The sequence below is a fragment of the Methylobacterium sp. J-048 genome, assembly GCF_022829515.1.
In the GTDB taxonomy this organism is placed as follows: domain Bacteria; phylum Pseudomonadota; class Alphaproteobacteria; order Rhizobiales; family Beijerinckiaceae; genus Methylobacterium.
This window is the reverse complement of sequence record NZ_JAKSYL010000169.1, coordinates 1-21,827: the sequence shown is the minus strand read 5'-3', so window position 1 is coordinate 21,827 and position 21,827 is coordinate 1. Positions and strand designations below refer to the sequence as shown.

Annotated in this window: 19 protein-coding genes and 3 pseudogenes; 14 read left to right on the top strand and 8 right to left on the bottom strand. The window is 64.7% G+C overall.

Features of this window, described 5'->3' with window-relative positions; all coding sequences use genetic code 11:
• Positions 1-288: pseudogene (locus MKL09_RS16810) on the top strand (serine protease); the annotation flags it as partial.
• Positions 289-494: 206 nt separating this feature from the next.
• On the opposite strand, the gene MKL09_RS16805 reads toward MKL09_RS16810, so the two are convergent.
• Positions 495-1,043 carry a GAF domain-containing protein gene (locus MKL09_RS16805; RefSeq protein ID WP_244021949.1) on the bottom strand — a complete coding sequence of 183 codons (549 nt, stop codon included), beginning with the start codon at positions 1,041-1,043 and terminating at the stop codon, positions 495-497.
• Positions 1,044-1,421: 378 nt separating this feature from the next.
• Between MKL09_RS16805 and MKL09_RS16800 the strand changes: the two genes are divergently transcribed.
• From MKL09_RS16800 to MKL09_RS16785, 4 genes are all read left to right on the top strand, one after another.
• Entirely contained in the window at positions 1,422-2,261 is an 840-nt protein-coding gene (locus tag MKL09_RS16800) for an outer membrane protein (RefSeq protein ID WP_244021946.1), read from the top strand.
• 306 nt (positions 2,262-2,567) lie between these two features.
• A complete protein-coding gene (locus MKL09_RS16795) occupies positions 2,568-3,575 on the top strand; it encodes a dienelactone hydrolase family protein (RefSeq protein WP_244021944.1) in 1,008 nt (335 codons plus the stop codon).
• Positions 3,576-3,742: 167 nt separating this feature from the next.
• Positions 3,743-5,440 carry a methyl-accepting chemotaxis protein gene (locus MKL09_RS16790; protein ID WP_244021942.1) on the top strand — a complete coding sequence of 566 codons (1,698 nt, stop codon included), beginning with the start codon at positions 3,743-3,745 and terminating at the stop codon, positions 5,438-5,440.
• A gap of 66 nt (positions 5,441-5,506) precedes the next feature.
• Positions 5,507-5,764, top strand: a complete 258-nt coding sequence (locus MKL09_RS16785) for a hypothetical protein (protein WP_244021940.1) — start codon at positions 5,507-5,509, stop codon at positions 5,762-5,764.
• Between the two features lie 4 nt (positions 5,765-5,768).
• Here MKL09_RS16785 and MKL09_RS32225 read toward each other — a convergent pair.
• Positions 5,769-5,885, bottom strand: a pseudogene (locus MKL09_RS32225) (AraC family transcriptional regulator); the annotation flags it as partial.
• 302 nt (positions 5,886-6,187) lie between these two features.
• Positions 6,188-6,829, bottom strand: coding sequence for an HD domain-containing protein (locus tag MKL09_RS16780; protein ID WP_244021938.1), 642 nt, complete (start codon positions 6,827-6,829; stop codon positions 6,188-6,190).
• A 114-nt stretch (positions 6,830-6,943) separates the two neighbouring features.
• Here MKL09_RS16780 and MKL09_RS16775 point away from each other — a divergent pair, with 114 nt between their 5' ends.
• The 6 genes from MKL09_RS16775 to MKL09_RS16750 all read left to right on the top strand — a co-directional run bounded on the left by MKL09_RS16775 (position 6,944) and on the right by MKL09_RS16750 (position 11,123).
• A complete protein-coding gene (locus MKL09_RS16775) occupies positions 6,944-7,906 on the top strand; it encodes a GlxA family transcriptional regulator (protein ID WP_244021937.1) in 963 nt (320 codons plus the stop codon).
• 473 nt (positions 7,907-8,379) lie between these two features.
• On the top strand, positions 8,380-9,297 hold the full coding sequence (locus MKL09_RS16770) for a hypothetical protein (RefSeq protein WP_244021935.1): 918 nt from the start codon (positions 8,380-8,382) through the stop codon (positions 9,295-9,297).
• Positions 9,298-9,725: 428 nt separating this feature from the next.
• Complete coding sequence (locus MKL09_RS16765) at positions 9,726-9,962, top strand: hypothetical protein (protein WP_244021934.1); 237 nt, start codon at positions 9,726-9,728, stop codon at positions 9,960-9,962.
• Between the two features lie 324 nt (positions 9,963-10,286).
• Positions 10,287-10,448: a hypothetical protein gene (locus MKL09_RS16760; RefSeq protein ID WP_244021933.1), complete on the top strand. Its 162-nt coding sequence runs from the start codon at positions 10,287-10,289 to the stop codon at positions 10,446-10,448.
• A gap of 157 nt (positions 10,449-10,605) precedes the next feature.
• Positions 10,606-10,878 (top strand): hypothetical protein, encoded by a 273-nt coding sequence (locus tag MKL09_RS16755; RefSeq protein WP_244021932.1) that lies wholly within the window; start codon positions 10,606-10,608, stop codon positions 10,876-10,878.
• A gap of 104 nt (positions 10,879-10,982) precedes the next feature.
• Positions 10,983-11,123, top strand: coding sequence for a hypothetical protein (locus tag MKL09_RS16750; RefSeq protein WP_244021931.1), 141 nt, complete (start codon positions 10,983-10,985; stop codon positions 11,121-11,123).
• A gap of 441 nt (positions 11,124-11,564) precedes the next feature.
• Here the strand turns inward: MKL09_RS16750 and MKL09_RS16745 are convergent, their stop codons facing one another.
• The 3 genes from MKL09_RS16745 to MKL09_RS16735 all read right to left on the bottom strand — a co-directional run bounded on the left by MKL09_RS16745 (position 11,565) and on the right by MKL09_RS16735 (position 14,131).
• Complete coding sequence (locus MKL09_RS16745) at positions 11,565-12,356, bottom strand: EAL domain-containing protein (protein ID WP_244021929.1); 792 nt, start codon at positions 12,354-12,356, stop codon at positions 11,565-11,567.
• A gap of 864 nt (positions 12,357-13,220) precedes the next feature.
• A complete protein-coding gene (locus tag MKL09_RS16740; protein ID WP_244021928.1) occupies positions 13,221-13,643 on the bottom strand; it encodes a hypothetical protein in 423 nt (140 codons plus the stop codon).
• 323 nt (positions 13,644-13,966) lie between these two features.
• Complete coding sequence (locus MKL09_RS16735; protein WP_313901189.1) at positions 13,967-14,131, bottom strand: hypothetical protein; 165 nt, start codon at positions 14,129-14,131, stop codon at positions 13,967-13,969.
• Positions 14,132-14,196: 65 nt separating this feature from the next.
• Between MKL09_RS16735 and MKL09_RS16730 the strand changes: the two genes are divergently transcribed.
• Positions 14,197-15,738 (top strand): sensor domain-containing diguanylate cyclase, encoded by a 1,542-nt coding sequence (locus tag MKL09_RS16730; protein WP_244021927.1) that lies wholly within the window; start codon positions 14,197-14,199, stop codon positions 15,736-15,738.
• A 1,066-nt stretch (positions 15,739-16,804) separates the two neighbouring features.
• Here MKL09_RS16730 and MKL09_RS16725 read toward each other — a convergent pair.
• Entirely contained in the window at positions 16,805-17,185 is a 381-nt protein-coding gene (locus tag MKL09_RS16725; protein WP_244021951.1) for a hypothetical protein, read from the bottom strand.
• 928 nt (positions 17,186-18,113) lie between these two features.
• Between MKL09_RS16725 and MKL09_RS16720 the strand changes: the two genes are divergently transcribed.
• Together MKL09_RS16720 and MKL09_RS16715 are read left to right on the top strand one after the other, a co-directional pair.
• On the top strand, positions 18,114-18,545 hold the full coding sequence (locus tag MKL09_RS16720; RefSeq protein ID WP_244021926.1) for a hypothetical protein: 432 nt from the start codon (positions 18,114-18,116) through the stop codon (positions 18,543-18,545).
• Between the two features lie 82 nt (positions 18,546-18,627).
• Positions 18,628-19,148 (top strand): annotated as a pseudogene (locus MKL09_RS16715) (MucR family transcriptional regulator).
• 1,809 nt (positions 19,149-20,957) lie between these two features.
• On the opposite strand, the gene MKL09_RS16710 reads toward MKL09_RS16715, so the two are convergent.
• On the bottom strand, positions 20,958-21,467 hold the full coding sequence (locus MKL09_RS16710; RefSeq protein ID WP_244021925.1) for a DUF4142 domain-containing protein: 510 nt from the start codon (positions 21,465-21,467) through the stop codon (positions 20,958-20,960).
• Between the last annotated feature and the right edge of the window lie 360 nt (positions 21,468-21,827).

Sequence of the window (21,827 nt, the reverse complement as noted above, 5' to 3'; positions counted from 1 at the left end):
AATTATCGCGGCCCCAGCAGCCTCGAGCGCTGCGCCATCCGGCGGATCGATCCGCCGAGCGAGGATGCGATCCGCCGCGCGCGCCACGATTGCAACGACGGTTACGGCGGATCGGGCTCAGGCCTGTTCGACGAGGCCGGCCGGCTCATCGCCCTGCAGAGCGCGTCCCTGGCGATGAACTCGCGCAGCCGCTTCGACATTGAGTTCCACTACGGGTCCGCCCTGCTCTTCGAAGGCGGCCTCCTGTCGGCGCTCCGCGATCGGGCCGGTGCCGGCGGGCGTGAGTGAAGGCCCCGGCACTGGGATGCCTCACGTCCGCTGGCCGGTCGGATTCGGTGTCGAGGACGAGTCCGGAGCCACGGCCGGGTTGATCGGCGTGACCATCGACCAGCTTGGGACGTCCGTGCAGGATCTTCGGGCGCGCGGAGAACGGCCGGAGGCCGGCAAACGATCCCAGCCGCGACGCAGGCGTGCAGCCGCGCCCGGACAGAGCCCTATCCCGGCTGCCCGGTCGCGCGTTCGGGCGGCGACATCGCCTCGGGGCCGCCTTCCCGTGCGGGCGTATCGATCCGGATCAGCGCGACCGCAGCCTGGTGCGCCAGCGTCTCCAGCCGGCAGACCGTCCCGTCGTCCGGGATCACCGACGTGCACCAATAGGCGCCGAGCGCGGCGGTCGGCTCGGGCGAGCCGATCGGCACCATCACGAGGCTGCGCATCGACGTGGTGCGGTAGGCCTCGATCGGCACCCGGTGGTCGAACGCGATGTCCGGGACCACCGCGGTCTCGTCGTTGAGCATCACCCAGCCGGAGATGCAGGCGGCGAGCGGAAAGCGCCGTCCCCGCCACAGCGGCTCGATCGCGTCCTCGGCGGCGTAGAAACAGGACTCGCCCTCGCGCAGGACCACGGCGATCCCGTCCGAGCCGACAATGTCCCGCGCGGTGTCGCGCAGGATGGAGATGACCTCCGCGAGGGAACGGGCGACCGCCAACCGGCCGGTCGCCCGCACCAGCCCCGCGTCGGACTGAAAGTGGGCCTCAGACATGGGGTGAAGGTAAGGGAGGCGGCCCGGATCGTCCACGCCGCATTCTACCAGGGCCCGCTCAGAGGGCCGCATGACGACGCAATCTCCAAGCGAGAGCGAAACCGGGAACAGCGCTCTCGTGCCGGGCCGTGAATGTTACACGCAGGTTAACATTGCGAAGGCGCCGGTATTGCCGAACCATATTTCTATCGGGCTGCAGTTTTGGCCGAATAATGCATGGCGCTCAGTCATCGCACGCCCGTGATGTGTTCCAGCGCACCTTTTCGGCCGCCGCTCGGGAGCCTTCGCGGGCGCTGTTGCAGCGTTGCACTATCGCGTCGGGCCGTCCTGACCTCCTGTCCCCGGGCACATCCCGATCAACGGGAGATTGAGGACCAGATGATCAAGAAGCTTCTTCTCGCGAGCGCCGCCACGGCCCTCCTCACCGGCGTCGCCTCGGCCGCCGACCTGCCGCGCCGCGCCGCCCCGCCGCCCGTCTTCACCCCCGTCCCGGTGTTCACCTGGACCGGTGCCTATTTCGGTATCAATGCCGGCTACGCCTTCGACGCCAGCAGCCGCGCCACCAGCACGGTCTTCGGCATCCCCGCCCCCTACGCCACCGTCGCCGGCACCACCGCCACCTTCCGCGACCGCAACCAGGACGGCTTCTCCGGCGGCGCCCAGGTCGGCTACAACTACCAGTTCACCCCGGGCTCGGGCGTGGTCATCGGCATCGAGGCCGACGCCCAGTACCTCGACTTCGGCCGCAACCGGAACAACGCCTTCATCAACGGCGCCGTCGCCCCGGGCTTCACCGTCACCGACCCGCGCGGCCTGTCGAGCCTCGACTACTTCGGTACCGTGCGCGGCCGCCTCGGCTACGCCTTCGACCGCACCCTGGTGTACGGCACCGGCGGCTTCGCCTACGGCTCGGGCAGCGCTGACCGCTCGTTCGGCGGCTATGCCGGCAACGACAACTTCCGCACCGGCTACGCCGTCGGCGGCGGCATCGAGTACGCGCTGCCGGTCGACTCGTTCCTGAACTTCTTCCGCTCCTCGGCGGTGACGTTCAAGGTCGAAGGCCTGTACGTCAACCTGGAGCGCGGCAACCGCAACCAGGGCGCCCTGGTGGTCAACGCCGCCAACCTCGTCCCGGTCGCCTACAGCGCGATCGGCCGCCGCGACGACGAATTCGCCGTCGTCCGCGCCGGCCTGAACTACAAGTTCGGCTCGTACTAAGACCCAAAGGCGCTCCCGTCCTCCGGGCCGGGAGCGTTCTTTTCGGACGGGCGGGCTCGCCAGAGCCTGCATGCCCTGTCCAAGCGAAATCTTCACCTCGGCATCCCGGCCCGATCAGGCTGGCCGCTCAGGTCTAACAAAGAACCCCGGTTGCCCCTGGCACCCGGGTTTTTTGCCGGTCCGCGGGGTGTCGGCCTGCCGGCCCGCATGCGCCCTCACCGCCAGGCGACGAAAGCGCTGCCGTCCCCACCCGCGACAGATCCCCCGGCCCCCTGCTACCATGCGGTCGAACGCGGGGAGGCTGCGATGCGCCGACGGGTCTTGTGTCTCGCAGCCGGCATCCTGGCCTCGGGCCTGACCGCGGCTGCAGCCGAACCCGCCACGGACGGCATCGCCGATCTCGGCAGCTACGCCGCCCGCGTCGAGATTCATCCGTTCGAGAGCCTGACGCTCACCGACCGGCAGTTCCTGACCGGCACATCGGAGGGCGCACAGCCCGTCACCGTCACTGGAATCCTGCGAATCGCCAAGGTCGGCACCGAGCGCCTGCCGACCGTGATCCTGATGCACGGCTCGGGGGGCCTGGGCGGCAACATCGAGTTCTGGCAGCGGGCGCTCGCCGCCCGGGGCCTCTCGACCTTCGCCCTCGACGGGTTCACTGGCCGTGGCTTGACCAGCGTCAACACCGATCAGAGCCTGCTGGCGCGCACCAACCTGATCCTCGACATCTACCGAGCGCTGGGCGTGCTGGCCAAGCACCCGCGGGTCGATCCGGCGCGGGTCGCCGTGATGGGATTCTCGCGCGGCGGTCAGGCCGCCCTCTATGCCGGCCTCAGCCGCTTCGACGCGGCCTGGAACCGCTCGGGGATCACCCCGGCCCTCTACCTCCCGGTCTATCCCGATTGCGCGATCCGCTTCCGCGACGACACCGCCGTGGTCGCCCGGCCGATCCGGATGTTCGGCGGCGGCGGCGACGACTACAATCCGGCCGCGTCCTGTGCCGCCTATACCGAGCGCTTGAAGGCGGCCGGGGCCGATGTCAGCCTCACGGTCTACCCGGGCGCGCAGCATGTCTTCGACAACCCCGCCGGGCCGCCGCAGCCGACGGTCGCCAAGGGCGCCCAGACCGTGCGCGCTTGCGCGATCCGCGAAGAGGCGAACGGCGTGCTCGTCGCGGGACCGAACGACACGCCGTTCACCTATGCCGACCCATGCGTGCAGCGCGATCCGCATATCGGCTCGGACGAAGCGGCGCGGGTCGCGGCCTTGAAGAGCGTCTTGGATGTGCTGAACACAGCCTTTCGGCAACACTGAACGCGCGGCCGGTCGGGGATTTTCAGGTCTCATTCAAAGCTGTTGCTATCAAATTCACCAGCCGATTACCAGTTTATATTGACATTCATCGCTGCAATTCTTAGTCGCAGAGCATGAATTTTATTGCATGAAGAATTCATTTCATCAAATTTTCATCACGATTTGTGATGGTGCGCTCGTCGAAGAGGTGCGCTGTGAATATTAAGATCGTCCACGTCCTGCGGGGGCTCATCGCGCTCCTCACCATTGGGATTATCGCTCAAGGGATCATGAGCCTATCTCAGCTAAGAACGGCGAATATCAATGCGCTAGACATCTCCAGCAATTGGATGCCGAGCGTGCGCGCACTCGGCGAGCTCAAATACAAGGTTACACGCCTGCGCCTCGTCGATGCTCGATACGTTGCCGCTCTCGAGGTCGTGGCCGAACTCGACACGATCGCCAGCCGCCGCCTGAAAGACGCCGAGGCGATCGCAGCCCAGTACGCGCCTCTGATCTCGAGCGCAGAGGAACGGGCCCTTTGGAACCAGTTCCAGCAGAACTGGCGGGATTACCTGGCCCTCCGCAGCAAGCTCATGACCGCCGCGCAGGACAAGGACCAAGCGGCCGTCAACGAGATCTTCCAGCTCTCACGCAAGAAATTCGAGCTGGCCCTCGACGCGCTCGACCGCGATACGGCCCTGAACGTGAGCGGGGCTGATCGCGCCCAAGTCACCGCCGCATCTGCCTACAACGAGGCGCTCTGGCTGACCGGCCTACTCTGCAGTGTCGCCCTGGCCGGCGGTCTCGCCGGCGCGGTCTACGTCTTCGCCGGGGTGACGCGGCCGATCGAGCGGTTGATCCGGCGCATGGGCGCGCTGGCGACCGGCGATCTCGAGACTCCCGTGCCCCACACCGATCGCACCAACGAGATCGGTGCCATCGCCGCGGCAGTCGAATCCTCGCGCGAAAACCTCATCCGGACGCGTCAGCTGGAGACGGATACGGCGCTCGCGCGCGCTTCGGCCGAGGAGCAGCGCAAGGCCGGCATGCGCCAGATGGCCGACGGCTTCGAGGCCGCGGTCGGCGGCATTATCGGCATGGTGTCGTCTTCGGCCACCGAGCTGCAAGCGACCGCCCAGACCATGACCGCCACCGCCAGCCAGACCGCCAGCCAGTCGGTCACGGTGGCGGCGGCCGCGGAAGAAGCCGCCAGCAACGTCAACACCGTGGCGAGCGCGGCCGAGGAGCTGGGCTCGTCGGTCCAGGAGATCGGCCGACAGGTCGACGGCTCGGCCGAGATGGCGCGGCAGGGCGTGAGCGAGGCGGATCAGACGGCCGGGCTGGTGCAGGAGCTGAGCCTGTCCGTGTCGCGGATCGGCGACGTGGTCGGGCTGATCGCGTCGATCGCCGGCCAGACCAACCTGCTGGCCCTGAACGCCACCATCGAGGCGGCGCGGGCCGGCGAGGCCGGCCGGGGCTTCGCGGTGGTCGCCTCCGAGGTGAAGGCCCTGGCCGAGCAGACCGCCAAGGCCACCGGCGAGATCTCGGGCCAGATCGCCCGGATCCAAGCCTCCACGGGCCACGCGGTTTCGGCGATCGGCTCGATCACGAACCGCATCCAGGAGATCAGCGAAGTCACGACCTCGATCGCGGTGGCGGTGGAGCAGCAGGGCGCGGCGACCCAGGAGATCGTCCGCAACGTCAGCCAGGCCGCGGCGGGAACCGGCGAGGTCACGAGCAACATCTCGGGCGTGGCGGATGCCGCGGAGGAGACCGGGGCGGCGGCGAGCCAGGTCCTGGGGGCGGCCTCCGAACTGTCACGCCAGTCCGAGCACCTCGCGGCCGAGGTCGGGCGCTTCCTCGCGACCGTTCGGGCTGCGTGAGGCCGGCCTGCGTACCCGGCTCGAACCGTAGCGCGCGCCGCGCATTGCCCGCGGAGGAGGTGCGTGATGCCCGACTCCCTCGCCGTGGCGGCCAGCCTCGCCGCCGTGTTCACCCTGGGCGGTATCACGATCACCCGCGCGGGGCCGCACGCGGGACAAGCCACGGTCCTCCTGGCCGCGATGGCGACTGCGCTCGGGATGCTCGCAGGCATCGGCGCCCTCACCCGGCTCGACGCGCAAGGTCCGGCCGTCTCCCGCGCGGAGGCGCGACCGGATTACGGGATGAGCTGGCGGCCGTTAGCACGGGTGCCGACGGACCCGTGACGGATCAACGCTGCCCCGGTCCGCTCGGGTCGCCCGGTCCGGCCGCGTGCCGATACGCGCCGGGCGGCATGCCGTAGCGCTCCTTGAACCGGCGGGAGAAGTGGGCCTGGCTGGCGAAGCCCTAGCTGGGCGCCGCATAGGTGTACAGGCCGGTCGCGGTGTCGTGGCGGCCAGGCTCGAGCAGGCCCGGGTCGGCCGGCTGGATCCGAGCCGAATAGCCGGTGACGTCGGGATCGGTATCGGTGAAGCCGATGCCAGCCGCCCGGACTGGAGTCGGGGACCAAGTCTGCCCGCGCCTGGTCGACAGGCCAGCGGGCAGCCGCCGTCAGGGACGGCGTCACGCCTTCGCGTCGAGCTTGGCCGAGAAGGCCGCCGATGCCGCAACGTTGCGCCAGGTGTCGGCCTGCCGGCCGGCTTGTGACCTCACCCGCGCCAGGGCGAGTGGCGGATCACACGGCAAAAATTTCCGGCGTGGAAATGCGGCTCCTTGTCGGCGATGACATCGGCCTTGACGTTGCCGAAGGTCGTGTCCGGCTTGTGCCGGATCCCCTCGTAGAACGCCTGGATGATGTCCTCCTTGAACTGTGGCGGCCGCGGATGCGCCCGCACGACCGCCTCGCGCTCGGCGTCGCTGTAGTTCGCGTAGGTGAGCCCGAGCACGTCCATCTCGACCCCGGCGGTGACCAGGGCGATGACGGGATGCATGTGCTGCGGGATGCCCGGGGTGGTGTGCAGTGCGATCGCGGCCCACACCGTGTCGATATCGGCCTGGGCGATGCCGTGGGTGCGCAAAAACTCCCGGGCCGCGTTGGCGCCGTCGACCTCGAAGCGTTCGGTGGCGCTGCTGTGCTGCGGGGTCAGCCCCATGTCGTGGAACATGGCGCCGACATAGAGCAGCTCCGGATCATAGGGGAGGCCACGCTGCTTCGCGGCCAAGGCGCCGAAATAATAGACCCGGCTCGAATGGTGGAACAGCAGCGGCGATTCCGTATCCCGGACGAGTTCGGTCACCGCCCGGGCGAGCGCGCTGTCGGGGATGGCGATGTCGCCGATTGGACGAGCCATGGGGTTCTCTCCTTGCTGACCCGGAAATTCTAAGCCTCCCGCCCGTGTCCGAAGTTGACGTGACACGTCTCGAACGGCCAAATCGCGCCGCCGACGGACGCCGTGGAGCGTGCAATGGAGCGGAGGGTGGCGATCGTCGCCGGGCCGGGCGTGCAGATGCTCGACGTCTCCGGCCCGCTGGACGTGTTCGCGGAGGCGAACGTCCAGGCTGGGCGCGGCGTCTACCGGACCGAGATCGTGTCCACCGAGACCGGCGCGATCCGGACCTCGTCGGGGGCGCGGCTGCTCGCGGATCTGACCATCTTCGAGGCCGATGCCGGAGCCCTCGATACGCTGCTCGTGGCGGGATCTCCGGACGCGCCACATCGGCGTCCGGCCGTCGCCCTGCTCGACTGGCTGCGGCGCACGGCGCCGACGGCCCGGCGCTTTGGGTCGGTCTGCACGGGGGCCTTCGCACTCGCGGAAGCCGGGCTGCTCGACGGGCGCCGGATCACCACGCATTGGGCGGCGGCCGGCGCCCTGGCCCGGCGCTACCCCGCGATCCGGGTCGAGCCCGACGCGATCCAGATCCGCGACGGTCCGGTCTGCACCGCCGCCGGGGTGACCGCGGGCCTCGACCTCGCCGTGGCCTTGGTCGAAGAGGATCTCGGCCGGGCGGTGGCCAAGTGCGTCGCCGCGCAGCTCGTGATGTTCTTCAAGCGCTCCGGTGGCCAGATGCAGTTCAGCCGCAGCGGCGCGGCCGAACCCTCCGGCCGGGCCGTGCTCCAGGAGGTCCAGCGCTGGATCGCGGCCGCCCCCGCAGAAGACCACAGCGTCGCCCGGCTGGCCGAGCGGGCCGGCCTCAGCCCGCGCCACTTCGCACGTCTGTTCCGGAGCGAAGTCGGCATGACCCCAGCCGACTGGGTCGAGGCCGCCCGGGTCGCGGCGGCGCGTCGTTGTCTGGAAACGGAGGGCCTCCCGCCCAAGCAGGTCGCCGCCCGGACTGGCTTCGCCAATGCCGACACCCTGCGCCGGGCCTTCGTGCGCCACGTCGGCATCACCCCGGCGGAGTTCCGGCGGCGGAACGGTGGGGGATGACGGAGCGGACGCGGGGACGACCGACATCGCAGGGTCCCGCTTCGACTCGGCTCAACAACCGTGCGGGATTCCAAGACAGGATCGCAACGTGCGCCGCCCTGGATGCGCAAGCGGGCCCGAAGGGTGCGCAGATGCGTGTTTCACGGGAAACATCGAGGGCGCGCAGTCGACGCCATTCTGCCGGGGCTCAAAAGGCCCACATACGACTGGCGACCCCGGTTGGGCTCGAACCAACGACCTGCCGCTTAGAAGGTACTGGGGAGATGTGTCGCAACACCTCCCATTCCGACAGGTTCATGGTTTGCCCCTATGCGGAAAAGATTGGCGAATTTCGTCTTGTTGGAATGGGCGACGCCCTCCGGTCTGCTGGGTCCAGACCTGCGAGATGCTGATCCCCATCCGCGTGCAAAAATGCTCAACCGGCGTCGCAATCGACAATGAGATCACCGAGTTCGAGGTCGGGGAGCCATCCTGTGACCGTTGATCTCAAAACCTTCGCCAACGTGCGCGCGCTGCACGACAGCACCACCAACCTGGGCGAGAAGGCCTCGGCCGCCGCCCGGATGAAGATGCCCGCGTGCAAAGCCGGGATGACGGTCGATCAGGCCACGTCCAAGTTGGATACCTCGCAGCCTACCCCGCCGCGCAGCATCTTCGACGAGTTATTCAACCAGCCGGAATTCAAGGTTGAGATGGCAGAGCGCGAGCGGGCGCGCATCATCAAGGCCGACGCCGTGATTGCCCGCTACGGATCAGCGGATGCGGTATCTGCCGGCACGCCGATGGAAGCGGCCTTGCGCGCGGCGTGTGAACCGCTCCTTGGGCCCGGCGAGACCTGGAGCACGATCTATCGCTTCGACGGGTGGGGCAGCCTCGACTCGCGCGCTGATATGCCTGCCACCGTGCAAGAGGCCGTGACGTGCGCTTGGCCGATGCCAGAGACCGTGGCGGCAGCTTGGGCCGAATTTCGATGCACGGATCGGTTGACCGGCGCGCGCTATACCCTCGACCGCTATTGCGACCCGCCCGCCTTCTCGGAAGCTCGCCGGCACCTCGTGGAAGTGATCCTGAACACAGCCCCGGCGCGCTCGCTCAACAACATGCGCACCCGCGGGGCTTGGCTGAATTTCTGGGCGAATGGCGACATGCGCCAGAGCGACGCCGAGCACCAGGCGGTTGTGGCGACACTGCGCGCCGACATTGAGCGGATGGGCCAGCGGATCCGCGGCCAGAAAGCGGGCGCCACCGATGGCTCAGATGTGAGCCATACCGACACTGTCCAATCTGGACAGCAAGGGGAGGCGCAGTCTGCCCATCCTTCAACGAGCTCCGGTTGGACATCGGCTGAGTTCCCAGCCCAAGGGGTAACGAACCGTTACCCCCCCCTGTGATGCCGACGTGCAAAGCCACGCCAAAAGGTACCCACTTGGTGGGTACCTTTTGCACGGAGCCGATCGCGCCGACGACCAACACGCAAGACATGGTTGAGGCTCTCCCAGTCCAATCTGGACGCGGCCAAGGGGGTAGTATTCCGCGCCCCCCTATCCGCCGGACCAATGCCGACAAGCGCTCCGACGTGCTTGCCCTGCTCGATATCGGGAAATCCGACAACGCCCCGCTGACGGATCGTGAGATCACCCGCCGGGCCGGCGTCTCGCCATCCTAGACGACTCTCGCCACTACAGGAGCGACGAGAAGCCAACGGCAGACTTGCGCTACCTACCGAACGGGTTGCCGCTGTTCGATTACATGGTGCCGATCGTGAAGGCGGCGTTCGAGTTCTTCGGGACAACGGCCGAAGCCGTGGAGGAGCCCCACGATGAACGTGCGCGAACGCAGCAAGCGGCTCGCGGCCTGGGAGGCAGATCGAGCCATCGTGACCTCCCAGCCCACGCCTGAAGAAGCTGCTGAAGCCGCCCGGCAGTACGCGGCGACCCTGGACGAGCCGGAGGAGCTGGACCCGCGTGCCGTGGCGTACTGGGCGACAGCGACCCTGCATCAGATCTCGTCCGATTACGACGCGATGCTGAAGGGCGCCCCGGCGCCGTGGGCGTGATCACCATGACCATCTCCACGCTTCGGCAGCGGTCTGGCGAAGCTGGAGTCCCTAGGAGCTGGGCATGACGCGCGCCAGCCCTCCCATCCGCGCTCGAAGCTGCTCAATGTCCTGATGGCCCATCATCTCGGCGGCGTCGCCGGCGTGCCATCCGATCGGAGATCTGCTTTTTCGATCTAACGAAGCTTCTGTGCGACCTCTGGCGCCGCACGAAAGTTCTCCGGTTCGACGTTCGCCCGACACCGCCGGTCACAGCAGACAGGAACAGCACACAACCGCCCGGCGTTCTTCGCCCGCCTCGCGATGCGGGCGGAGGATGATACGATGAACCTCAGGATCTCGACTATCTTGGCCCTGCTCGTCCTCGGTCTTGCAGCCTGCGACGACAAGCAGGCCCAGAACAACACACCCACGAAGCCGGCCACGGGGCAGATCGAGCCGCAGACCGACCAATCGGCACCGGCAACGCAGAAACCCAAACCGTAGGTTCGCTCCCGGCCTTCACGGCCTTCAGCCGGGGCAAACCGGCCGCTGAAGATCCTGGGCGAAGCGTTGCGCAGGAACAGCCGCGCTGAGCTGGCGTTTCGGTAGAACCGGGCGGCAGCGTCTAAAATCCGATCGCCCGGGCACAGGGAGATACGTGATGAAGGTCATGATGCTCGCCGTTACCGGCTTACTGCTGGCCGGCTCTGCAGCGCTCGCCGCCGAGGATAACTCTGCGCCGACGAGCCGTTCGGGGACCGCGAACAGCACCGGGGCGAACGACGCGGGCTCGGGCTCATCCCCCGGCGCGGCCGGCAGCGGTCCCTCAACCGGCGGCATGAGCCGCTCCGGCACGACGAACAGCACCGGAGCCAACGATGCCGGGTCTGGATCAAAGCCGGGCGGCACCAGCGGAACGCCGGGCAATCGCTGAGCCTCTGTTGAGTGGGATGACTCTCAGAGTCTTCCCACTCGGAACGTCGCTATTTTGGGTCGAAGTGCGCTCGCAGCTGTCTGGTCCGTAAGGCGCACCAGGGCATGCTTTTCCCGGCGATGAGCGAGCACGGCGGCCAGCTGACTCAGAGCGCGCTGCGCCAAGTCGCTGAGCTTGAGAACGTGATCACAGCCGAGCCGATTCCGGCCGGGGAGGTAAACCGGGTGCGGCGGGTGATTGGCTGAGCCACAGATTAGCAACGTCGTTCAGTTATGTGATGGCCATTCAGTGAGGCTCTCATGTACCTGTCTCGATCAGCCACGAGGATGGCACTGACGCTCGTGATAGCCTTCGTCTCGGGCTCTCCATGCTTAGCTCAGCACCGTCATGGCGCGCGGCGCGCAGCGGCGGCCAGCAAACCGGCGAACGCCAACGAGCCGTTTTGCCGTAGCAAAGCGCGAGACTACGCCTACGAAAAGCATGCTGACATCGGACAGGAGCGCATGGCTTTCGATAAATGCATGGGGCGGTGAATCGTATACAAGCCGCCTGCAGGCACGGATGGTTACGCTCTACTGCGCAAGACGCTGGCTCCTCCTGCAGTCGTAGATCTAGCCATGCTACCCTGGCATGAGTTCAGGATGGCGAGCGTAGGGGGCATATCGAGGATGCTGTGCTCAGGCTCCTCAGGCGGCATCTGAATGAGCCAGGGTTTCTGCCGGAGACGCGACGGAGGCGGGGAAGCGGACCGCCGGCAGGCTGGCGACTGCCGGCCTGGCAAAAAGGTAGCCTTGGAACAGTTGGATCCCAGCTGCACGCAACGCGATCAGCTCAGCTTCCGTTTCGATGCCCTCGGCGATCACTGCAACATCAAGCTGCCTTGCCATCATGATCACGCCGGCGACGATGGTCTGACGCGCCGGTGAGGTCGCGATTCCACGGATCAGCTCCATGTCGAGCTTGATGAAGTCGGGCTGAAAGCTCGCAAGTAGGTTGAGGCCCGCATAGCCCGCCCCGAAGTCGTCGAGAGCGGTCGCGAAGCCCTGCTTGCGGTACTCTGCGATGATCCGCTGGACGTGGGCCACGTCCGTCATGCGCTCGTTCTCGGTGAACTCGAACATGATTTGCCGGTGCGCGAAGCCGACGCGGTGTGCGGCGTCGAGCGTCGCGCGGATGCAGGCGGCAGGTTCGTAGACGGCGTTAGGCATGAAGTTGATCGAGAGCCGGGTTTCCTTGTCCGGGAACAGGGATCCGGCGAGCTCAATCGCCTTCACGCGACAAGCTTGATCGAACTTGTAGCGATTGCTCTCATCGACCATCCCGAGGATCTGGCCGGCACCCTGCCCTTCCAAACCTCTGGCGAGAGCCTCGTAGCCCCAGATCGTGCCCCGGCTGACATCCACGATAGGATGGAACGCCATCGTGAAGGTGAACGGCAGGGGTTCGCCGTCTCGGCAACCTTGGCATCCGCGCTTCATGGGCCCGCTCTATCGTGTACTTCCCTGGTGGGATTGATTAAAAAGCAACGACCTTAATCTGGGGCTAAAATTTGAATGTCCCCGTTTATTGTCTGGAGGCGCACCGAGTACACCAGCCAGAGCATCAGCACCGCCGCTGGCGCACGTTTCTCCAGCTGATGACGCTCGGCGACCTGTTCGGTGGCCCCTACGCCTGAGATGTCCCGCCCGCACGGTAGCGAACCCTGGCAAAGCCGCGTGTTGCATCAGCACGGGTCGCATAGCGGTGCTGTAGGACAGCCAACCATCGCAGCGCCTACAACCCAGGCGCGAAAATTGTGTGAACCATCCACGTGACGGGTTATTAACCCAGATCAAGAGCGGTTCGAGTGCTGCTCACTTTCCCATCAGGTTCAGACCCGCGTTCAGCATGCGAACCGTTGACCCGTACACGCCTACCCTCGGCTCCTCACATGATCCGGTACTGCACGGTGTAGCCACCGGATTGGCGGACCTATTCCCCCCCGTCGACCATCCTGTAGGCTTCTCGGACGGGTCTCAAGACGCTCCCGACGTTACAGCTGAGCCAGCTTCGATCTCAGAGGACAACTCAGACGGCGGGGTGTAAGTGTACCGTTGCCGACAGTCCCCGTTGACACGCTGTTAAGCACCAAGCCGCAGCATCGATGCGCGACCGGGCCTTGGGGTTCGAACGTCCACAGAGCAGCGCTACGGCTCCCAAAACAGGGCCTCAGTGCGGCTTCGTGAGCGTCGCCCGCCCCTGCCCCCGGGGTGGGTCTTTGCCGTTCAGTGTCGGCGATAAGCTGGGGCCGTAAGCCGGCGCCTGCAAACCATCCTGGGACCAAAACAGGTGCCGAGGTCGGGTTACTCTCGTGGGGCGCCAACCAAGTCACGAACGCCGAGGCTATCGAAATGACTACGCTGCGCCGGGCACCAGTTCCCGGCGCCATCAGTCTCAAACTCCGTCGAAAACTCGCCCTCCGCCGCGTTGATGGCCTGCCGTAGCTTCTGCTTCCCGAACCGATCCAGCCCTTTGTTGAACAGGGCCTGCTCGATGTCCTGCACCCTCGCGCGATCGACGGCATAAAACATCGGGCACTCGCGACCGACGACATTGACGCGAACGATCGCGCGGGCGGTTTGGAGGAGATCGAGATCCTGCTGAGACGAGGTTACCGCTGACCGGCTGCCTTGTGCCGCGGTGGCAGTCCCCGACGCAGCCGCGAAGGCGAGACTGATCAGGGCGGCGCTGACAAGCTTGGAATTACACTCTCGATAACGAGACATTGGGGAAGCCCCTGGTTGTACCGCCGAGCGTAAATGCTGGCTTGGCACGCATGGAAGGTGGCGAGTGCGGGAGCGCGGGGCCAGGGGAAGGATCAGGCACCCCTCTTGCAGACCTTCGTTTGCACTTCTCCGTGTGCGATCCGGCACAAGATGGTTTGCGATGGTGGTCTCGGCCGCATGCGGACGGTGAACGACTGGACGAATGAGGGATACCGCGGGCTGCGCATCCCGAGATGCACGTCATGCCGAACCATGACGTGGCGGACGTGGGATCAGCTTCAGGCCAAAGGGGCGGAAGAGGTTCTGGTCGTCGCTCAGCGCTTTCACTGCGGGAAGTGCGACCAGGTACCGGCCGGGCTCCCGGTCGTGGTGAGCACTGGCCGGTAGCGCTTACCGCCCGCCTCCTCCCGCCAGGCATCACGCTCGACCTGAACCGCCTCGATCAGGGCATGCAGGTTCCCGGCGTCGATCGCGGTTTTCATGAGCATGAAAGAACCAATTAAGACTTGGCATGCGACTGAAGCACCTAGTGGATACAATCGCGAGGTGCCCGATGCCTGCGCTGCAGCGATTAGCGCGTCCGTTCTGCTCCGCCCGCACCTGGATCGCACTTGGCGTACTAGCTCCGGTCGGCATGCTCGCGGCATCCGGGCTGATGCTGCTGGATCTGCGGCAGGACGCTTGGGACAAAGCTGAGCAGACCTCCAAAAACCTCCTGCAGGTCATGGAGCGCGACATCGGTCGCAACATTGAGATGTATGACCTTTCGATCCAAGCGGCCGCCGATAATTTGAGAGCGCCCGGGGTTGCAGAGGCCAACCCGCAGATGCGCCAACTCATCCTGTTCGATCGCGCGGCGACGGCCCGTGACATGGGCGTGATGCTTGTCATTGACGAGCATGGTGACACCATTGCCGACATCGATGCCGTACCGCCGCGCAAGGGCAACGCTGCGGACCGTGAGTACTTTCAGGTCCACAAGGCACGTGCGGGGCTCGGTCTTTACGTTGGACGCCCGATCGTCTCACGCCTGACCGGCGAGCGGATGCTGCCGTTCACCCGACGCATCAACAAGCCCGATGGAACCTTCGGCGGCGTGGTGCTGGGCAGCGTGAAGCTGTCGTACTTCACGCATCTGTTCGAGCGGATCAATCTGGGCCGCAACGACGCGATCAATTTGTACCTGCGCGATGGCACGCGGGTCATGCGCCAGCCGTATGTCGAGGCTGATCTCGGGGCGAATATCGCCAGCGCCGCAATTTTCAAGAATTTCGTGCGTGAGCACAGTGGTAGCTTCATCGAGACCTCGGTCCGCGACGGGATGGAGCGGCACTACACGTTCACCCAGATCGGCGACTTGCCGCTGATCCTCAACGTCGCTCTCTCGACCGACGAGATCGAGGCGGAGTGGCGCGTGAAGGCACTCGTCATCGGCGGAATCGTGCTGGTGCTGTGCAGCCTCACGATTGCCCTTTCGCTTCTGTTCGGGCGCGAGTTGCGCCGTCGGGAAGCAATGCAGGGTGAGCTTGAAAGGCTGTCGCTGACCGACGCCCTGACGCATCTCCCGAACCGCCGAGCCTTCGAGGATACCGGCGCGCGGGCCTGGGAAGGCGCCCGACGCAACGGCCAGCCGCTATCGCTGCTCATCGTCGATGCCGACCACTTCAAGCGCTTCAACGACCGCTATGGCCATCAGGTCGGAGACGAGGTGCTGCAGGGCCTAGCGCGCCGCCTCTCGGCCGGTGTGCACCGACCTGACGACCTCGTCTGCCGGGTCGGGGGCGAGGAATTTGCCATCCTTCTTCCGGATACGGATCAGGCAGGCGCGCTTCGCATCGCGGAGAAGGTCCACGCTGAGGTAGCGACCCTGGCGATCGGATCCCCTGGCATCGGGGCTGGTGCAGTCACAGTCAGCATCGGGCTCGCAGCGATGGTGTCGGGCGGCACTGAGGTGTCCGCGCTTGCGGACCTGTATCGTCTCGCCGATGCCGCGCTCTACGAAGCCAAGGCCGGCGGTCGCAATCAGACCCATTGTGCGGGACAGCCGTGCGTTCCGGAAATCCCGCCCAGACTCAAGCTCGTGAGCGCCTCGTAGACGCAGCAGAGGTTTCCAGCCGTTGAGCTTGGCCATGGGCCGGCGCTCGCGGCGTCCAGTTTCCCCCGCCGCACCGACCCTCACGCGACTGCCCGGCCGAGGCTTCACGGGCGGGACGCAGGGAACTGGCCTGGAGAGCGCCTGTCACCACCTGCTTGCCCGCCGCATGCCTTGCGGTGTCGCGAACGCCTCAAGCACGTTGGCGGGAGAGACAGCGCTGTAGCACGGGCGCGCTGGCGTGCCGCTTATCACCAGATCCGCCTGGAGCGCATGCCTAATCGGTCCGCCACGTCACGCCATGCGTCCTACTCGGTCTCTATGGCCTCGGCGAGGGCGTGTATGTGGGCGGGCTACCTGAGTGGGCGCCGTCAGCGAGCGACGGCTTCGCGGCGATGAGCGAAGCCGTGGTGAGCGCGGCGGTGGTAAAGCCGAGGGGGGCGGCTCTGAGGGTAGCCCGAGATCGGAACCGCTTCGGCTACCGGACGGGGCGGATTGCTCAGAAGCGCCCCGAATATGCCTCCAGGTCTGTATCCTTGAGCGGCCACGATCCTATTCGCCTTTTCGACGCTCATATCGCAAGCGCTCGTCATGCCCTGGAGAGCGCCGAGGGCCCGCTCGTATTCGGGGAGATTGGTGCAGCCTGGTGAAGTCCAAGCCCAAGCCGGAGCGGGTGCTACTAACCCGGCGACAAGAGCGATAACCGCTAAGTTTGTCTGGAACCTCACAATTACCTCTCGTCTATTTCCTTCGTCTCCAAGAACAGTGGTCAGAGACCCAACGATCCCACCTGCGTCACGCTGCCGGAGCCTGCGGGTCAGGTGGAGGTTGAAGCCGTCTCGGTGTTGGTGAATTGAGACAGGCACGCCATCGACTTCAAAGATGTTTTTCAAATCGCCGGGCCGCCGACCGTCACCGCATAGCTCCAACCGTCCTAAGACTCTCGCGGATTCGAGAATGGCCGGATCGATTGAGGTCGCCCGCTGCCCATCGGCAGCTCACCCAAGAATTTGGCGCCGCGGGAGGAGCGGACCATGGCGGCGGCCGGGAGTACGTGAGACTCTGGCTCTCATCGGACCAGCTTTGCCGGGAGCACTGTCGGAGCCGTACTCGACGCATTTGACGCCGCAAAGGAAGCTACGAAGCCTGCCAGAGAGCGCACATCATCCCGTTGCCGCGGATCGTGGGCGACCGCTTCTGCTTCGCGTTCCAGCCGGAGATTACAAGCCTTCGAGGGCAGACCGACATCGGGCGTGCAGGCGTCGTGGCGGGCGCAGGCTGCGTCCAGAGCGTCGATAGGCGGCAGCGGGGCGTTATTGCCCGGGCCGCAGTAGTTGCCGTGAATGAGGAGCTTGGGACCGCCATTGGCGGCAGGCTGTGCGAAAGACGGAGCGGCCCACGAGGCGATGAGGAAGACCGGGGCTGCGACTCGGATGGTGGCGAGAGACATCATGGTGGAGACCCTCCAGCACCTACGCATCCCTTGGTCACGTCGGCGCAGTCGGTGCGAGCGATAGTTAATCACCACGCGCTAATCCGTGGCGTGCTCCGGAACACCACCTCCAAGCGTGTTACGCTCTACTCACGGCGGTAAGATCATACCCGTTCGGCATTCCGTTCAATGTCGCGGTGCTAAGCCTCTCGCCCGCGAAGATGCGTGTCTGGCACCTATTGCTCTACGTGACGCCTTCCCCTGAACTCTGAGGCAAGCGGCCACGAATGCCTCAGCCATTTCACGGCTCAGATCATCCACGATGAGGCCGGGCGCGATGACCGTGCAGCGTCCATCGCAGTTTTCTGAGATGGCGAATTCCGGCAACAACTGCTCCGGGGCTTCTCACAACCGGAAGTTTCCGCTATTTTTGCCAGGCGTCAATACTCCATTTGACTACTGGCGCCGGCCGTGTCGATCCGGCTCCGTAGCGTTCTCCTCCGCGACATCGTGTATGGTTATGAAGGTACAGGTGGAGAAGGCGGGCTGAGGATAGTTGAACCAAAGTTGTACCGCGACGCTTCCCGTCAGCCTGGTGCGCTCTTCCGGCGCCAAGGCACGGAGAAATGCTATGCGCCCCCTAGCACTCGCGGCACTCGCTGCGGTCGGCTTGGCCGTCCTATCACTTCCTGCTTCGGCTGCGCCCGTCGGTCCAGTGGCCGGTCTTGCTACACCGTCCGACATGCTCACCAACGTTCGGATGCGGCGCCATCGCATGCGGAGGCCGTCAATGACCTGGGTGCAGCGGCGAGGATCCCGGCGATAGCTCGATCAGGAACGGCCGACAACGCCTCTTTGATGGCCCGCCACATGCAATGCTGATATCAGCCTCGGACTCCGCGGTGACACCTTTGTCCGAGGCCGAAAGGCCGCCCGATCCAGCATCGTGGAGGGCTTTCCTCTACTGGTATTTGCAGTATGGTCCCCGCGATTTTCGACTCCTCCCGAGTTCGGGATCACCACCTTCAGCCCGCCCGGTTCGCTGGCGCGGGCCTTTTTATTGCCAGGCCCCCTTGGTCGCGTGCAGTTGCGCCTTGATCAGCAGCTGAACTTCCGGCCTTCCGCCATCCCGACCTTCCGGTCGTGTTCCAACCCGGACTTGATTGCTCGACCTGTGATCGCCCGGCACACGTCCGGCTTGCAGCGCAGATACTCCGCCATTTCGCGAGCCGCCGGGCTATGGACGGGAGATGCGCTCGTCATGGAACCTAGTCTCTTGCGGTCTTGCCTCAAGGTCGAGATTAAGTCTTCGTTGATGACTTGGGAAAAGGCCGCGAAGTTGACGCTGCGCGCCGATTTCCGCGAAAAATTTACATAAACAACTATCTAATATCATTATCGCATTGATTTCCGACATTCGCCAGCACATTGTGCGACTTCTCTAAGCATAGGCGCACACCGTGGAAGAAAATCTGGAACCGATCGAGCGTGGGGCGACCGACTACATCGAACTAACGGCGGGCCTCGTCTCCGCCTACGTCTCGAACAACCACTTGCAGCCGAGCGAGATCGCGACGCTGATCGCCAACACGCACGCTGCGCTGACAGGGCTCGACCAGGGCAGCGCACCCGAGGCTCCGACGGCCGAGAAGCTGACCTCATCCCAGATCCGGAAGTCGATCACGCCCGACGCGCGCATCAGTTTCGTCGACGGCAAGCCGTACAAGACTCTGAGGCGCCACCTCCGCGGCGCCGGCATGACGATCGAGCAGTACCGCGAACGCTACGGGCTGCCGCGGGACTACCCCTCTACGGCCGCCAGCTACTCCGAGCAGCGCTCGGCACTCGCGCGCAAGCCTCGGCCCTTGGCCAGCAGCGTAAGAAGGCTGCTCCAAAGGCCCTTGAGCCAACAGAGACTGTCACCGATAAGCCCAAGCGTGTTGGGCGGCCTCGGAAGGCCAAGGAAGCCGCCGAGGCCTGAAGCCAGGCGGGGATCTGCCGTTTCCTCCGGCGATCCCCATATCGCTACCTATCGCAGCGGTTGAGCCTTCACTGGCTCCTGCAAGCGAGCGCGCCGGTCGCCGTGTTCCCCCGTTCACGCGCGGCCGGCGCGTCCTTTCGCGGCAAGGATCAGGTGTTGCAACGCAGGTGCAGCACGCCTCACCCTGCTCGGCGGCCGCAACGAACGTAGGTCGAGGTGCCCATGGCACTCGTCCAGGTCAGGCGGTCGCCATTGACGGACAGGCGGACCTGGGAAGACCAACGGTGATCGCGGTCACCACAATCAGCCGCCATTGACCAAGCATTGCCGGCCCGATGGGCACCGCGGAAGCTGCAGATGGTGTCGCCAGCCTGGGCACGCTCAGGCGTGATCGTCGCCGGGACGAACCCCTTGCGGCGCGAGGGAGCACTGCAGGCGTCCGTAGTAGGCCCCCAGGTCCCAACGTAGTCCAGGCTGGCTGAAGCTGGCCGGGGCGTAGCTGGGGGTACTATGGGTTGCGCTACGATGGCCGACGGGGCGGACGGTGGCACGCTAGACGGGGCCGCGGCAGGCGTGACAGGCTCGGGTGCGGCAACCAAGATAATAGGCCGAGAGAGGTCCGCCATTTGATCGATAAGCGGTTCGCCGATGGCTTGGATCGTTGAAGTTTGAAACGGCAGATCCTCGGAGAGATAGGCTGCGCAGTAGGCGAACAGGCCACCCCAGCCGAGCACAAGCAGGATCTGGAGCGCAGAGCCACGTCGGTCCTTTGGCTGAAACCCAACCGATGACCCGGCTAAGACAATCGCCCCCATTTCTCCCTCCTACGGTGCTCCTCAGCAGTTTCCTGTACCGCAGCCTATGCTGGGCATTACTCAGGAAAGGAGCGACGTGAATGCAATTGGCACTCAACCGACATCGCGATGGCGCGACGATTTATTAACTTTAGATAAATCGTTAACGATGAGTTAATAAATCGAATTTCAATTATATGCTCAGCGAGCACTTCCGCGACATCGTGCAGAGACCCGGGCGGCAGATGGCGAAGGCTAATTGCACGTGATGGCGTGCAGTGTCGCGGCGCGTAGATGCGGCGGGCAGACTAAGCTGCCCGGAACCACTGCCTCGCCTGAGCATGAAGATGGCATTATCCCTGGGGGACTTTGCTCCTCCGGCATCCGCAACGTTTTTGATCGACCCATTTATCGCGAGGTACGCAGTGGCTGTGTTTAAACTAGATCTCCGCGGAGGTACTGACATTACCGCTCTATCCGGCAGAGTTGTTGCTGTAAGTGTATCAATTTTCGCAGGTGATGGGCCATGTGGGCCGTTAAGTTTAGCTGTCACCCTGCCTCTGCTATTAATTGTATTAGGTTATGTTTGAAAAACCCACCGTCGAACAATACGAAGCCTTGCTGTATCTACCGCCATTGGATTGATAAGGGTGCCGGAATGCGGATATATATGAAAAAACTCAGGCGGCTTATTACAATTCACATGAAAAATAGTTTGTATACCTGGGCTCAGCATATGATCTTGAGAAAAACAATTATTCAAGAGCGTGTCATGGAGCTATGCTTCTAGACCGGTCGACTATATTCATATTTTCGTTCTTATCCGATCTTTTGCGCCAATATAAATGGTCGAATCAAATCAAGAACACAGCTGAAAGGCAAGAACGTCTATTCAGCAAAGATATTTAATGGCCATCTTGACGGCTCGCCCCTCTTCGAGCGGATTAGGGCGAGGCCAGCCGAGCCGTTATGATATGGCCACCCGACCGGCACACGTCCGCTATCTCAAACGCTTTCAGTTCGTCTTCGCGCCAAGTTCGCCGAGATGGCGTTGAACGATGCGATGGGTCTCGGCGGCAAAGGCCTTGAGGTCCGGATTGGTCCCGCCCTTGGCCTCCTTCGCAAAGGCGGCGCCGTCCGCGTCGTGGATCGCCTTCATGTCCTTGACGTATGCGGAGTCGAACGCCGCACCCGACAGGCCCTTCATCCGGTCGAGCCGACCCTGGAACTCGGGGTTGAGCGTCTCAGGGAAAGACAGACCCGCGCCCGTGGCGATCGACTTCAGCTTTTCGCCTACGAGGCCGTGATCGTGCGCTTCGGTGTTGCCCTGATCCTTGATGTCCTGTCTGGCACCCTTGCTCTCAGCGAGCTTGCCCAGTTCAACCTCATACATCCCGCCCTGCGAGACTTTGGCGACGAAGGCCTTGTCCTCGTCAGAGACCGTCGCAGCCTCTGCCGCCAAGACGCCCGCGAGCGATAGGGCAGCAGCGATGCAAAGACGTGTAGCCGATTGAATGTGGGGCATGGGACGGAACTCCTGTTGCCCGCGATAAAACCGGAATCGGAGTTATACGATGCATCACGCTTCGGTGAACCCTGCCTAACGCTCCCTTCCCGCGCGAGCGATACGAGGCCTCATTCGCTCGTCTGAGAGTGACTGAGGCCGCCCTTGTCTACACAGGGCGATGACGCTGCTCAGAACGCTTAAGCATGAGCCACTGGCAGTTCACTGACCTGGGTCGTGTTGATCGTCCCCCTTTGAAGTGGTCCGCCCTGAAGTATGGCTTTTGAGCCGACAGAGGACGGAACCGATGGCCCAACGACCCAAGCCTGAGGAGATCGTGAGTAAGCTGCGTCAGGTCGACGTGCTGGTCTCACAAGGACA

Coding starts and splice junctions, on each gene's coding strand:
- MKL09_RS16725 (WP_244021951.1), bottom strand. CDS start 17,185: ATGTCTCTCGCCACCATCCGAGTCGCAGCCCCGGTCTTCCTCATCGCC.
- MKL09_RS16750 (WP_244021931.1), top strand. CDS start 10,983: ATGCTTTTCCCGGCGATGAGCGAGCACGGCGGCCAGCTGACTCAGAGC.
- MKL09_RS16710 (WP_244021925.1), bottom strand. CDS start 21,467: ATGCCCCACATTCAATCGGCTACACGTCTTTGCATCGCTGCTGCCCTA.
- MKL09_RS16795 (WP_244021944.1), top strand. CDS start 2,568: ATGCGCCGACGGGTCTTGTGTCTCGCAGCCGGCATCCTGGCCTCGGGC.
- MKL09_RS16800 (WP_244021946.1), top strand. CDS start 1,422: ATGATCAAGAAGCTTCTTCTCGCGAGCGCCGCCACGGCCCTCCTCACC.
- MKL09_RS16780 (WP_244021938.1), bottom strand. CDS start 6,829: ATGGCTCGTCCAATCGGCGACATCGCCATCCCCGACAGCGCGCTCGCC.
- MKL09_RS16735 (WP_313901189.1), bottom strand. CDS start 14,131: ATGCTCATGAAAACCGCGATCGACGCCGGGAACCTGCATGCCCTGATC.
- MKL09_RS16785 (WP_244021940.1), top strand. CDS start 5,507: ATGCCCGACTCCCTCGCCGTGGCGGCCAGCCTCGCCGCCGTGTTCACC.
- MKL09_RS16775 (WP_244021937.1), top strand. CDS start 6,944: ATGGAGCGGAGGGTGGCGATCGTCGCCGGGCCGGGCGTGCAGATGCTC.
- MKL09_RS16790 (WP_244021942.1), top strand. CDS start 3,743: ATGGTGCGCTCGTCGAAGAGGTGCGCTGTGAATATTAAGATCGTCCAC.
- MKL09_RS16745 (WP_244021929.1), bottom strand. CDS start 12,356: ATGAAGCGCGGATGCCAAGGTTGCCGAGACGGCGAACCCCTGCCGTTC.
- MKL09_RS16740 (WP_244021928.1), bottom strand. CDS start 13,643: ATGTCTCGTTATCGAGAGTGTAATTCCAAGCTTGTCAGCGCCGCCCTG.
- MKL09_RS16755 (WP_244021932.1), top strand. CDS start 10,606: ATGAAGGTCATGATGCTCGCCGTTACCGGCTTACTGCTGGCCGGCTCT.
- MKL09_RS16730 (WP_244021927.1), top strand. CDS start 14,197: ATGCCTGCGCTGCAGCGATTAGCGCGTCCGTTCTGCTCCGCCCGCACC.
- MKL09_RS16805 (WP_244021949.1), bottom strand. CDS start 1,043: ATGTCTGAGGCCCACTTTCAGTCCGACGCGGGGCTGGTGCGGGCGACC.
- MKL09_RS16760 (WP_244021933.1), top strand. CDS start 10,287: ATGAACCTCAGGATCTCGACTATCTTGGCCCTGCTCGTCCTCGGTCTT.
- MKL09_RS16765 (WP_244021934.1), top strand. CDS start 9,726: ATGAACGTGCGCGAACGCAGCAAGCGGCTCGCGGCCTGGGAGGCAGAT.